Origin of the sequence: Marinococcus sp. PL1-022, assembly GCF_033845285.1 — a bacterium.
In the GTDB taxonomy this organism is placed as follows: domain Bacteria; phylum Bacillota; class Bacilli; order Bacillales; family Marinococcaceae; genus Marinococcus.
In genome coordinates this window covers 1434513-1447324 of record NZ_JAWXCX010000001.1, presented here as the reverse complement: position 1 = coordinate 1447324, position 12812 = coordinate 1434513, and the positions used below count along the sequence as shown (strand labels likewise).

Below are 12812 nucleotides of genomic sequence, written 5' to 3'. Positions count from 1 at the left end.
AAAAATAAGAGGACTTCATGTGTTGAAATCCTCTCATTTTACGTTGAATGTCATTGAAGATACGTCTGAAGTTTTCCTTTTTTCTCTAAACGCTTCACAAGAAAGCCTACATAAATAGGCAGTAGTATAGCAGTAGTTACAACGCTCGCTGCCACCTGGACGGTAGCCACAGATTCCACACTGGCAAAGGCTGCATTGGCTGAAGCTATTGCTGCCGGAGTCGCAACGGAGTTGCCTGCTGAAGAACCCTCCGATGCGCCTACAATCGGGTTCCAGTTGAACAGCTTGAATACCCAGTAGCCAGCAGTGCCGGTGAGAAATACAGTCATAAATCCGAGTACGATGCCGCCGAGGCCACCGGCTAAAATGTCTGCAAAGTTAATCCCCATGCCCAGCGCGAAGGCGAAAAACGGAATTAGCATATTGCTTCCGGAATCCAGAAAATCTCTCATTTCTTCATCCAGGTTTCCGAGCACCGCGCCAATAATAATAGGCAAAAGGACGGCGACAAAATCAACGACCGAGAAAAGGCCGTCCACAAATCCAATCGCGCCAAAAATCGATAAAGCCACCATGGTTAAAAAAGGACCGTCATTAAGCGCCAGGATGGAATAGGCCGCCCGGTCATCTCCTTTTCCGTACTGGCCGACAAGCGCTACGTACAATCCGCCGTTACTGTTTGTCATAGCTGCGATGATAGCGAGTGGAGCCAGTCCCAGGAATAAACCGTCTGTACCGGCAAAGGCATAGGCAATTAAACCGAAGGAGGCGCCCACCACCCATTTCACTGTTAATAATGTAACGCCTTTCCCCACAGTAGTTCCAACATTTCGTACATTAATCTGCGCCCCTGCACAAAGTAAAAACAAAGCAATTAGAACCAGTGCCCCATCGACAAAAAGCGCCTGGGTAAAGCCGCCAATCCTCAGCATACCAGGGGCAAAGGTGTTAATCAGAGCGCCAAGCAATAATGGGACTACCATCATGCCGCCAGGGATTTTCTCCATATTCGCTTTAATACGCATTATACAACCTCCCTTTAATATTTGCAATTTGCAACAGTTATTATAATACCGCTTACATGTTGAAATATAAAACATATTAATCAATTATTCAACTGTGAAAGTGGATTTTTTAAAAATAGTTGCAAAATTAAACAAAACAAAAAAAGAAGCTGGATAATATCCAGCTTCACGCCTCCTTGGGCAATTCTTTTTTTAAGCTAATCTATTTAGTGCGTTTTTACTTTTTACAGCGTTCTGATAACTAACACCAGTTAGCAAATCCCTCAAGCAACTGAATGGCCACCGATCTCTATGCAGATCTTTTTTACGGCTTCTGTCATAATCCTTAGTGATTTTTTTGTTAAAAATAACGGATTTCCCTTTCGTTTTCATATGTAACATCACTTTGGAACGATGTGCTTGTAATGGTTTCGGATCCGGCTGATTTTCTTTAGCTGCTCGAGGGACTGTTCCTCCATTTCGCTTCCTATTCCGATAACGAGTGCTTCGAGCATGACGGTTGGTGTTACCATCGTGTGAAACTCCCACTGCTCTCCCCGGTAGACGTACAAAAGATGATCCACGGACGCATTCATTTCCGAGACAAGGCGATCCGTAATTAAAACCGTACCGGCTCCGCATTTTTGCGCGTAATCGAGAAGAACCTTTGTTTCCGGCAGCGGCTCGACAAACTGAAAAACAATGACCGTGCTTGCTTCGTTCATGTGAATGAGAGACTCATAGATCTCAGCGCCGCTTTTGGCAATCCGCTCCACCGAAAAGCCGAAGCGCTTCAGCCGGAATTCCAGCAGCGTCCCCAGCCCTTCCGACGAAGCGGGCGCATGAATAAAGACAGTGGTGGCCTTCATAATGGTTAAAATAGCTGCCTTAAATGTCCGTTCTTCAAACTGCTGGCTCGTCAGCGCCAGGCTTTTAAAGTGCTGATCCACGAGCTGGTCAAAAAGCGGATCGTCTTTTGTCTGGCTTACCGAATTTTTCAATTTATTTTCCGGTGTCGTTTCAATTTTCTCTCTGACAGCTGCTTTAAATGCTTTAAAGTTTTTGTATCCCGCTAACGCCCAGAACCTCGAGACCGAAGCAATGCTTACCCCCGCCTCCTGGGCAACTTCCGCTTCGTTCATATAGGCAACGCCCAAGCCGCGTTTCCATAAAATATCGGCGATCTGCTTCTGCTTGCCGGTAAGCTGATGGTCGTCAAGCTGTAATAGATCGTTCATTTTAACCGCCTCCTGAGTTGAGTATAGACGCTCATCCTTTCCTAATGTAAAAAAACTTTCAACCTTTAGAAAAAGTTAATTTTTTTACGTAAGCTTCACGTTTCTCTTAAATGTCCTTAATTTTAGTTGCGTAATATCGTAAGTAATCACACACAAGGAGGATTTGTACATATGGAAGCAACAAAACGCACAGAGTACACCCAGTCGCAGAAAATGATGGTTTTCATTCTGTCGATGTCATTGTTTGGTCTCGCCAATTTATTTACTGAACTGCTGCCGGAGTTTACGTTTGGTCCCATCGAATTGTCTATTTCGTACCTGGCTTTTATCCCTTTAACGCTGGTGATGCTGTTTAACCCGCTGTACGCCGCCTTTGGAGCATCAGTCGGAGAAATCATTTTCGGTGATCTGCTGCTTGGTGATTTTGGCGGTCTTGGTGAACTGGAGGGCTTTATCGAATTTACGCTGGCCATGTACATTGCAGGCCTGCTTGTTACGAACCTGAACAGCCGAAAACAAATTGCCCTGGCCGCAGCCACAGGCGTTTTGATTGACCAAATGCTCAGTACCGTAGTGGATGTCGGAAAGGTATGGTTTGGTATCGAGGAAGTAGAAGCGGTGCCGGGGCTTCCAGCCTCTATTCTGGCTATAGAAGGAGTCAGCTTTGTGACGGAGATGCTTATCTCCGGGATTCTGTTTGGTATTATTCCGGTTATGTATCTTATTCCGAAGCTTTACGGACGAATTGAGCCCCTGCTTGGCATTGAACCGAGACAGGGACGTGTGAAGGCGTCGATGACGGAATGGATCTCCGTGCGCTTTGTCATTCTCTCCGTATTTTTAATGTTCGTCGCTATCGTGTCTGAATTCATGGCGGAAATGGATATTAACTTCGCCGTGTGGCAGCCGGAATTCCTGGAGCAGTTCGGGGAAGGCTACATCTGGCTCCCTATTTCAGCAGCAGCGATTGTGCTGATCGCCGTTGTTTCTCTTGGCATTCAGCTGAAACGGACCAAGACGAAGGATCAGAGGAGGAAAAGTGCATGAGCGCAATTATTGAGGCAGTGAATGTTCACTTTAAATACCCCGGTGCCTCTGACTATGTATTAAACGGAGCTGATTTTTCGATAGAACAAGGAGAATTCACGGCGGTCATCGGCGGTAATGGAAGCGGCAAAACGACGCTCTGCAAAACAATCAATGGGCTGATTCCCAACTATTACACCGGAGCGTTTTCAGGAGAAATCAGAGTAGGCACAAAGAGCGTTTCCCAAACGACTGTATCCGAAATGAGCCATGCTGTAGGCTACGTGTACCAGGATTTTGAAAACCAGCTAATGCGTCCGACCGTCCTCGATGACGTGGCGTTTGCTCCTTTAAACTTCGGGGACCCTGCTTTTATGAAAAAAGCCGAATGGGCGCTCGAAGCGCTTGGCATCAGTCATCTACGAGACCAAAGCATCTGGCAGCTGAGCGGGGGCCAAAAGCATTTAACAGCTATTGCCGGCGTGCTTGCGCTCGACCCGGAGATACTGATTATCGATGAACCGGCAGCCCAGCTTGATCCCCATCATGCCAGAGACATTTACAGCCGGCTTCAAAAACTCCAAAACGACTACGGAAAGACAATTATCGTCATTGAACACCATACCGAGTTCATTGCTGATTTCTGCTCCCGGGTACTGCTCGTCGATCACGGCCGCGTGCTGTGGAATCTCCCTGTGAAAGAAGGGCTTTTACAGATTCACGATTTAACGTCGAGAGATATTTTCCCGCCTCAGGTTACGCAGGCCGCCTTAAATATGAATAGCGGTCCGGAACATGATTTTCCTGTTACTGTCGCTGAAGGATACACCTACTTTAAACAAAATGTCCATCCTCCTGCGCTTTCCGCTGGTCCGAAAGAGAAAGCAGCAGGCGAAGAACTGCCGCTTATGACGCTGAACCGGCTGTCGTTCTCCGCCAAAACCATGGCCAACGAGCGGAAGAACATTTTAAATAACCTGTCCGCCTCCTTTTATCCCGGGGAAAAAATTGCGCTCGTCGGCACCAACGGGGCAGGCAAGACAACATTAATGAAATGCTTTGCGGGCATGATTAAACCTACGGAAGGCTCTTGGGATATTCATGCAGATTCGGTTAAAAAGAAATCCCTGGAGCAGCTAGCGGGAGTTGTCTCCTACATATTTCAAAACCCCGAGGAAATGTTTATCCAGGATTCTGTCTATAATGATTTATATTTTCATCATCGCTCCCGCGGCCAAAGTGATGATGCTTTTATCGAGCAGCTTATCCAGTCGTTCCGCTTAGAGGATGTGCTCGATAAAGACGGCAGGCTGCTCAGTGGCGGCCAGCAGCGGAGAGCGTCCATGGCAGTTGGGCTCGCTTCAGAGCCAAGGCTGCTGATGCTCGATGAACCGACCGCAAGCCTTGACGTGCAGAGCCGCAAAGAGCTCGTCCGTATTTTACAGCAAATGAACAAAGTAGATACCGTATTGATTGCAACGCACGATATGCAGCTCGTTGCCGAGTGGGCGAACCGGGTGATCGTCATGGACCGGGGAGAATTTATTTTCGACGGCCTTCCCCGGGATATGTTTGACCAGGAGTATATTTGGAAGCGCGCAGGCCTTGTTCCCCCTCAAATCGTTCAGCTGGCTCTCGAGCTTGATATAGAACCGCCGCCTCTTTCAGTGGAGGAATTCACCAATTGGATAAAGGAAGAAATTACTCATGGAGTTAGTTGATAAATTAAAAAAGACGTACAACATCGAATGGATCAAGCTTGAACTGCTGAAAACGGCTTACGGAAAAAAAGAAACGTACCTCGGACAGGTGGACCCCCGGACTGTGATCGTCTGGTACTTTATCGTGAGCCTGCTGCCGTGGTTTACATTCAACATTTTTATTTTGCTCGGACTTATGCTTTACACGTCCGTTTTAGCAGTCGTCACCCGCGTCAGTCCGCTGATCATCTTTTTATTATCCATCGGTATTCTCAGTGAGCTTGGGTATATTTTTCTGGTTGTGTTTATACTCGGCGGAGATATGGAGGCTTATACTTCACTTCTCCTATTAACATTCAAAATCAGCATTATGTCTATCGCAAGCGTGGCGGCATTTGCGAGTATGGACCCGGAAAAGCTGAGTGATGCCCTACTGAGCTTCGGTGTACCGGCCCAGTTCAGCTTCGCCGTTTCATACGGATACCGGATGCTGCCTATCCTGATGGATGAATACCAGCAGATTATTCAGTCGTTCCGGCTTCGCGGAAAAGCGCCGCAGAGGCATGGCATATTGAAATGGCGGCTCGTCTATTACTACACCGTTATTGTCGTCAAAGCGTTTTACCCGATGATGCTTAATACGGCCAAACGGACACGCACTACCGTGGAAGCACTCGAGGTTCGGGGTTTTTCTTATTCTCTTCACAGCAGCGAAGCAAAGAAGCAAAAGCTTTCCCATTTAACCTTTGGCCCGCGCGAATACCTTTTTATCGCAATGAATGCCCTGATGCTCGTTGCGATTCATGCCGGCGGCTACTGGTACCATTTAACGTAAAGGAGCGTATTTTATGAACATTGATTTTCATACTCATGTCAATCTATCCAAAACAATCGCGGTGACGCTTGAAGAACTGCTTGAAAAAATGGCTGAAGCAAAACAGAGCGGCCTCGACGCTGTCGCTTTAACCGAACACTTTAATGCCGTAAACTTTCTCCATATTTATGATATGCTCGACGCTCATTTTCCCATTTCCGGAGACTGCTATATCGTCAATGGCGTAAAGGTATTTCCAGGGATCGAAATTGATGTGGCAGAGAACGGTCACTTTCTGGCAGTTGCCGACAGTACAATCATCCGCCGTATCCGCAACAGGCTGAACGGCCATGAAAAAGAAGGCCACTTTATTCCGGTCCAAGAGCTCGCAGACTTCCTAAAAGATCTGCCAGTGCTGAAGATCGCGGCTCACCCATTCAGGGTTTCCACCCCATGGACGCAGCATGAGCACGCTATATTAAACCAGTTTGATGCATTTGATATCAACGGAAAAGATCTGTACAGGTACGGCGAAGTCATGAAGCAGCAGGTAGAGGATTTCGCTGCCCGCTACGATGCTCCCGCTGTGGGCGGAAGCGACACGCACCAATTTTTTCAATACGGCTCAGTGATAAATGAATTTCCGGACTGTGATACGGTAGGGGAGCTAAAGCACGCCCTGATCTCCCGTAATTATACCGTGCAGCTGTCCCCGGCCCTGCAGACAAAGGTACGGGCAGCTAAATATATTAAAAAAATGCTCAAGCTTGAGTATTCTTAAGTATAATAAAAAACGCACCGGCATCGGAAAATTCCAATGCCGGTGCGTTTCATTTATGATTACTCATCCATCCCCATCGATTTCTTGTATCCTTCGAGATACGGCATTTCGGACGGGCTGCCCATTTCAAAGCCGGCCATTGTCCGGTGCCATAGTGGGTAAATCGGTGCCGGACGTGCGACGGATTCGATCCGGTCATGCTCGTCCTGCGTCAGATACATATCTGCCGACGCCAGGTTTTCGCGCAGCTGTTCTTCGTTACGGGCTGCGATGACGATCGGGCCGACGTTCGGGCGGTCCTTGACCCACGCGTAGGCAATTTGCGGAACGGTCGCGTTCCGGCCTTCGGCTACTTCCTCAAGCGCGTCAATCACCTGGTACAGGCGTTCTTCATCCTGAATCCACGGCTCCGGCCAGCCTTCGCCCTGACGGGTATTCGCCGGTGCTTTTTTGTTCCGGCCGATTTTTCCGGTTAGAAGTCCTTCCCCGAGCGGACTCCAGATCATTGAGCTTACGCCGAGCTCCCGGCCTGCCGGCAGCAGCTCGTACTCTGCTTCACGAGCCTCCGGCGTGTAATAAATCTGTTGGGTAACCGGCGGAATGTAGCCCGGACGCTCTGCGACGGAGAATATTCTTGCAAGCGCCCATCCGCTGTAGTTGGAGACGCCCCAGTACCGGATTTTGCCGGATTTCACGAGGTTGGTCATCGTTTCCACGGTTTCCTCCACCGGTGTGCGACCGTCCCACAGATGCACAAAATATACGTCCAGGTGATCAGTGCCGAGCCGCTCCAGCGTCCGGTCAATGGATGCTTCGATGTTGCTGCGGGACGCGCCGAGGGCGTTTGGGTCATTGTCAAAATGAAAGCCGGTTTTGGACGTTAAGAGAACTTCATTCCGGCGTCCTTTAATCGCAGATCCCAAAACGCGTTCGGCGTCCCCCTTCGAATACAGATTAGCCGTATCGAACATGTTCATGCCTGCCTCGAGCGATATGTCCACGATCCGGCGGGCATCATTTTCGTCGAGATTTCCCGTTGGTTCAAACCCATTCGTGCCGCTGAATGGAATCGTACCGAGAATGTATTTTGGCACGCGAAGTCCTGAGTTTCCCAAATAAATATATTCCATTATTAAAGCCTCCTGTGTGTTAAAGTTCCTCTGGCTGGCAGGTCATTTTCTTTAATAGCAATTACGTTGTTCATATACCTTGATTGATTTTTTTCCAAACATTTGTAAGCGAATACCTGCTCATGTAAAATAATGACAATAACTATCAATGCGTCTAAGGAGGTTTTCGTATTTCTGCCCAAAAGCCCGGAAAAGAAAATCTGCATACCGAACGCCTGCTTTTAAGAATTCCACATCCTGCGATTGATACTGAAGCCGTCTACGAAGGAATTTTACAATCTCATCGAAGTCTAAAAGCCTGGATGAGCGCCTTCCAGGAGCCGCCAACGCTCGCGGGCACGAAAGAATTTTTAATGGAGGCCTGTGCTCAATTCTCAGACAAGCAAAAATTTCGCTATTTGCTGTTTGAAAAACAGTCGCTTTCCTTCGTCGGAAGCTTTGTTATTCAGGAAATCGACTGGCGCGTGCCGCGCTGCGAGCTGGGCTACTGGATCCTGGATCCGTTCCAGCGCAGCGGATATGCCCTGGAAGCCGTCACTGAAATTGTCCGCTACAGCCTGGAGGACCTGGGCATGAACCGGATCGAAGCATGGACGGATGAACGGAATGACCCAAGCACAGCCATGCTTGCAAGAGCCGGCTTTCAATTGGACGGCATATTTAAAAATGATGAACGCTCTGCGGATGGAAGTCGTTTAATAAACTCAGCGGTTTACTCCATTACTAGTTAGAATCTAGCTTGCAGATGAAATTAAGTCTTTTGGCATGAGTAAATAATTGTCATGCGGGTATGTATACAGCTATAGGCAGTCATCTTTTCCCTGCCTGTAAATATTGGATAACACTGCACTTACATTCATTCTCCCCCCATACCTTCATAAACACTTGGTTTAGGAGAAAGAAACAAAGCTTTTTTCGGGCCATTTCTATCCCTTTCTGTGGATAGGAATGGCTTTTTTTAATGCTTATAAAGAAGTAATGTCCGATGTCCTCCCCTAACACGAATGCAAGTAACTTCACTTAAGAGAGGGTGCTTTTTATGCTGCGACTCGATTTAGCCGCTGTTCACGAAGAACCACCGACTGATGACCATACAGGCAGTTTTTCCGGCAGTGTTTTTCAAAAAGAGCAACAGATCGGCACGTATCAGTTTGTTCTTTTTTGCCGCAATCGTTTAGCCGAGGTTCATATAACGTTTCAGGAAAATGCAAACAAACCTAATGATTTCTTCCGCATTGATCTGCACCGGAAGCTTGATATTGAAGCGTTTCAGGATGATCCCGCAAGGCTGCTGCGTTTAATCAAAATCAGGGTGTTAAGCCCGCAGTGGCACCTCCCAGGCGCTTCAAGAAAAGGCTACCAGTATACGTTTGAGCACGTTAATACTTTGTTGTAACTATCTTAAAAAAGCTGAAGCCGGAGAATGATCTCCAGCTTCAGCTTTTAACGTTTCAGGCTGTGCTTTTATTAATAAGGATCCGATGGAATTCCGTGCTCTTCAGCCTGTTGAACGCCCTCTTCTGTTTTCGTGGCGCCTGCAGGTCCGCCGTGGGTGGAATCCTGGTCTGAGCCGTCTGCGGAGCTGCTGTTTTTCAGCCCTTCTTCGACCCGGCGGCCGTATTCTTCATCACACTTCTTAAAGTGGGCAATCATTTCTTCCTGGATTTCCTTTTTACATGGAATCAGGTTGTCGACGAGGTTTTTGATCAATTCGTCTTTTTCCCATTCCTTAAACTTGCGGAATGTTTCGCCCGCCTGCCGGTAAGGATTCTGGCGGTCGATGGCTTCTTTTTTCACTTCCCCTTCGGTATAAGGAGTGTGAGGCTTACCACTCATCTCCGCCTCCTTCAGGTTATTCATCGTGGAAGGCTCATAGTTCACGTGCGGATTCTGTCCTTCGTCGTTATCGACTTTATACGACATCTGTCCGCCGCGCTGGTTCGTCGCGACCTTTTTCTTCGCCTGGTTGATCGGCAGCTGCAGATAGTTGGCGCCGACGCGGTACCGCTGCGTATCGGAGTACGAGAACGTACGGCCCTGCAGCATTTTATCATCGGAGAAATCCATGCCGTCGACAAGGACGCCGGTACCAAAGGCCACCTGTTCGACTTCGTTGAAATAGTCCTCTGGATTACGGTCAAGCACAAGCTTGCCGACCGGGATCCACGGGAACTGATCCTTTGGCCACAGCTTCGTATCATCAAGCGGGTCAAAATCGAGCTCCAAGTGCTCGTCGTCGCTCATCACCTGCACGCAAAGCTCCCACTCCGGATAGTTGCCTTCTTCAATGGCTTCATACAGATCCTGGGTGGCGTGGTTGAAGTTTTTGCTCTGGATGCTGTCCGCTTCCTCCTGGGTCAGGTTGCGGATGCCCTGAACCGGTTCAAAGTGGTACTTCACAAGCACCGCTTCGCCGTCTTCGTTCACCCATTTGTACGTGTTCACCCCGGAGCCCTGCATCTGCCGGTAGTTGGCCGGAATGCCCCACGGGGAGAATAAAAACGTCAGCATGTGCATCGATTCCGGTGTCTGCGACATAAAATCGAAGATCCGTTCGCTGTCCTGCACGTTTGTTACCGGGTCCGGCTTCAGCGCGTGAATGACGTCCGGAAATTTGATGGCGTCCCGGATGAAAAATACCTTCAGGTTGTTTCCTACAAGGTCCCAGTTGCCGTCCTCGGTATAAAATTTTACGGCAAATCCGCGCGGATCCCGTAGCGTTTCCGGAGAAGTCCCGCCGTGGATCACGGTGGAAAAGCGTACGAATGCCGGTGTCCGCTTTCCTTCCTCCTGGAAGATTTTCGCCCGTGTATATTTGGAAATCGGCTCATCGCCAAAGGAGCCATACGCTTCAAAATAGCCGTGCGCGCCTGCGCCCCGGGCGTGTACAACTCTCTCCGGTACACGTTCGCGGTCAAAGTGGCTGATCTTTTCGAGAAACTCATAATTTTCAAGCGTTGTCGGCCCGCGATTGCCTACGGTTTTCGAGTTCTGGTTGTCCCGGACAGGATGTCCCTGTCTCGTCGTCAGCGTGCCATCTTCATTCTTATATTGCTTGTCGTCGTTTTTTTCTTCATCGTGTTCACGTTCGTTGTCGCGATCTTTACTCAATGCTGTTACCTCCTTTAGGAAATCTATTCGTTTTTACCCGGGTTAATAACGGTTTAAACGATTTTTCCGAATTTTTTAAATTCAAGGTACATAGCTATATACCCTGCCACAGCAGCTTTTCAAGGGTTACGCTTTTATGCTTAGGAAATACAGAAAAGGCCGGCGGGAAATTCCCGGCCGGCCTCGTTCGTTACTGTAAGCATGCTAAATCATGTAGTCCCAGGAGTCCTGCTTCGGCTCTGTGGGTGTTCTAAACGGGACGTTGCCCTCATGCTCAAGAAAGCCTTCAAGGGTCTGATACCTGATCGCTTCCGCGTATTTTTCCTCCCATCCGGCCCTAAGCAGCAGATCCCGGACCGGGCCCTTCAGCTCGACAAACCATACCTTCACGTCCGGGTCCCTCCGGTACATTTCAATAATCTGCTCGAGAGCGCCGATGCCGGTCGTGTCAATGTCGTTCACTCCGGACATATCGATTGCGGCCTTCAGCCCGCCGCCTTCTGTTTTGCGGCGATCCTGAATCGTTTTTTCCACCATTTTCACAAAATAGCCGACGTTCGAAAAATGAATGCGCGTATCCGCCCGCACGAGCACCGTCCCCGGCACCCGCCTCGCGTGTGGGAACCGCTGCAGGTCCAGATAGCTGTGCGTATCCTCCTCATAGCCGATCTCCACAATATTCGGGCGGGCAATGTGGCGCAGCAGCAGCAGGATGGAAAAGCCGATTCCAATTAAAAGCCCCCACTGGATGCCGACAAGAAGGGTCGCAGCAAACGTCACGATCCATACCCAGCCGTCCTCCGGCTTCACCCGGAAGGCGTCCTTTAATGAGCGGATGTTAATCAGCCCGGTGACCGACACGAGAATAATCGCTGCGAGCACCGCGTACGGCAGAAAGTAGAATAACGAAGTGAAAAAGAGGAGCGTAACAAGCACCCCGGCAGCGGTAATAATCATCGCCGCCTGCGAGGCCGCTCCTGAACGGTAGCTGACGGCACTTCTTGAAAAGCTTCCGGTCACCGCATAGGAGGAGAAAAATGGGCCGGCAATATTGGCGTACCCGATCGCCCGGATCTCTTTGTTCAGATCGACGCCGACGTCGTTTTTATCACTCAGCGTTTTTGTGATCGCAAGCGTCTCCATCATGGCAATCAACGCAATCGTGAGCGCTGTCGGAATCAGCACCTGCACATCCGCAAGATTAAAGCCCGGCACCGTAAAATCCGGAAGGCCCTGGGGCACCTGCCCGACGACGCTCACTCCCTGGTTGTCGAGACGGAAAAGCCCCACCGCCGCAATGCTCAGCACGACGACAATGAGGGAAACCGGCAGATTCCGTTTTATTTTCCGGCCCCCGATCAGCACCAGAAGACTCGCGATTCCTACGAGCAGGGTCGGGATATGTACCTGCGGCAGATGGACGATCACATCGCGGAGCAGCGGGATAATCTGCGTCTGGCTGCCTACACTGATGCCCATAAACTGCCCGAGCTGGCTCATCCCTATCGCAATCGCCACCGCTGACGTGAAGCCGCTGATCACGTTCGGCGAAATGAATTTCACAAACGCGGCGGCATTCAGCAGGCCGAGCGCCACCTGCATGACTCCGACCATGACCGTAAGCAGCAGCACAAGCGCCACATAATCCGGCGTCGCCGGTTCGGCATACAGCGATACGCCGGAAAATACAAGAATGGAGGCCATCGCCACCGGCCCGATAGCCAGATGCTTCGATCCCCCGAACAGGGCGTAGATTAAGAGCGGAAGCAGCGAGGCATACAGCCCCATCACCGGCGGGAGGCCGGCCAGCACGGCGTAGGCCATGCCCTGCGGAACGATCATAATAAAAATCGTAAAGCCTGCGGCCACATCCTTTTTCATCAACTGGCTGTTGTACTCCAGCGGCATACTCAGTAAGTTTTTTATTCTCCGAGGCATAGACTCTTCCTTCTTTCTCCGTGAACTTACAAAGTGTTCAATCTCTCTTCTATAAATCATGAACCATAAC

The 12812-nt window shown here is 49.4% G+C and carries 11 protein-coding genes; 6 read left to right on the top strand and 5 right to left on the bottom strand.

Annotated features, from left to right (window positions below; translation table 11 throughout):
* Positions 1-50 precede the first annotated feature (50 nt).
* Positions 51-1025 carry a 2-keto-3-deoxygluconate permease gene (locus SIC45_RS07335; protein ID WP_319631650.1) on the bottom strand — a complete coding sequence of 325 codons (975 nt, stop codon included), beginning with the start codon at positions 1023-1025 and terminating at the stop codon, positions 51-53.
* Positions 1026-1405: 380 nt separating this feature from the next.
* On the bottom strand, positions 1406-2242 hold the full coding sequence (locus tag SIC45_RS07330; protein WP_319631649.1) for a MurR/RpiR family transcriptional regulator: 837 nt from the start codon (positions 2240-2242) through the stop codon (positions 1406-1408).
* Positions 2243-2413: 171 nt separating this feature from the next.
* On the opposite strand from SIC45_RS07330, the gene SIC45_RS07325 reads away from it, so the two are divergent.
* From SIC45_RS07325 to SIC45_RS07310, 4 genes are read left to right on the top strand one after another with little or no spacing between them, the layout of a single operon-like run.
* Positions 2414-3289: a cell division protein FtsQ gene (locus SIC45_RS07325; protein WP_319631648.1), complete on the top strand. Its 876-nt coding sequence runs from the start codon at positions 2414-2416 to the stop codon at positions 3287-3289.
* The gene (locus SIC45_RS07320; protein WP_319631647.1) at positions 3286-4989 is read left to right on the top strand and encodes an ABC transporter ATP-binding protein; all 1704 of its coding nucleotides are present in this window, start codon (positions 3286-3288) and stop codon (positions 4987-4989) included. Before SIC45_RS07325 ends, SIC45_RS07320 begins: the two co-directional genes overlap by 4 nt.
* Positions 4976-5803: an energy-coupling factor transporter transmembrane component T gene (locus tag SIC45_RS07315; RefSeq protein WP_319631646.1), complete on the top strand. Its 828-nt coding sequence runs from the start codon at positions 4976-4978 to the stop codon at positions 5801-5803. Before SIC45_RS07320 ends, SIC45_RS07315 begins: the two co-directional genes overlap by 14 nt.
* Before the next feature lie 13 nt (positions 5804-5816).
* Entirely contained in the window at positions 5817-6563 is a 747-nt protein-coding gene (locus SIC45_RS07310) for a PHP domain-containing protein (protein WP_319631645.1), read from the top strand.
* Positions 6564-6622: 59 nt separating this feature from the next.
* On the opposite strand, the gene SIC45_RS07305 is transcribed toward SIC45_RS07310, so the two are convergent.
* Positions 6623-7693, bottom strand: coding sequence for an aldo/keto reductase (locus SIC45_RS07305; protein WP_319631644.1), 1071 nt, complete (start codon positions 7691-7693; stop codon positions 6623-6625).
* A gap of 170 nt (positions 7694-7863) precedes the next feature.
* Between SIC45_RS07305 and SIC45_RS07300 the strand changes: the two genes are divergently transcribed.
* On the top strand, positions 7864-8424 hold the full coding sequence (locus tag SIC45_RS07300; protein ID WP_319632941.1) for a GNAT family N-acetyltransferase: 561 nt from the start codon (positions 7864-7866) through the stop codon (positions 8422-8424).
* A gap of 308 nt (positions 8425-8732) precedes the next feature.
* Positions 8733-9089 (top strand): hypothetical protein, encoded by a 357-nt coding sequence (locus SIC45_RS07295; protein WP_319631643.1) that lies wholly within the window; start codon positions 8733-8735, stop codon positions 9087-9089.
* 71 nt (positions 9090-9160) lie between these two features.
* Here SIC45_RS07295 and SIC45_RS07290 read toward each other — a convergent pair whose 3' ends face one another.
* Positions 9161-10804: a catalase gene (locus SIC45_RS07290; RefSeq protein WP_413645530.1), complete on the bottom strand. Its 1644-nt coding sequence runs from the start codon at positions 10802-10804 to the stop codon at positions 9161-9163.
* 204 nt (positions 10805-11008) lie between these two features.
* Positions 11009-12742, bottom strand: a complete 1734-nt coding sequence (locus SIC45_RS07285) for a sulfate permease (protein ID WP_319631642.1) — start codon at positions 12740-12742, stop codon at positions 11009-11011.
* Positions 12743-12812 lie beyond the last annotated feature (70 nt).

Excerpts from the sequence above, each read along its gene's own strand:
- SIC45_RS07310 (WP_319631645.1), top strand. The coding sequence starts at position 5,817 with ATGAACATTGATTTTCATACTCATGTCAATCTATCCAAAACAATCGCG.
- SIC45_RS07315 (WP_319631646.1), top strand. The coding sequence starts at position 4,976 with ATGGAGTTAGTTGATAAATTAAAAAAGACGTACAACATCGAATGGATC.
- SIC45_RS07330 (WP_319631649.1), bottom strand. The coding sequence starts at position 2,242 with ATGAACGATCTATTACAGCTTGACGACCATCAGCTTACCGGCAAGCAG.
- SIC45_RS07335 (WP_319631650.1), bottom strand. The coding sequence starts at position 1,025 with ATGCGTATTAAAGCGAATATGGAGAAAATCCCTGGCGGCATGATGGTA.
- SIC45_RS07295 (WP_319631643.1), top strand. The coding sequence starts at position 8,733 with ATGCTGCGACTCGATTTAGCCGCTGTTCACGAAGAACCACCGACTGAT.
- SIC45_RS07320 (WP_319631647.1), top strand. The coding sequence starts at position 3,286 with ATGAGCGCAATTATTGAGGCAGTGAATGTTCACTTTAAATACCCCGGT.
- SIC45_RS07325 (WP_319631648.1), top strand. The coding sequence starts at position 2,414 with ATGGAAGCAACAAAACGCACAGAGTACACCCAGTCGCAGAAAATGATG.
- SIC45_RS07305 (WP_319631644.1), bottom strand. The coding sequence starts at position 7,693 with ATGGAATATATTTATTTGGGAAACTCAGGACTTCGCGTGCCAAAATAC.
- SIC45_RS07285 (WP_319631642.1), bottom strand. The coding sequence starts at position 12,742 with ATGCCTCGGAGAATAAAAAACTTACTGAGTATGCCGCTGGAGTACAAC.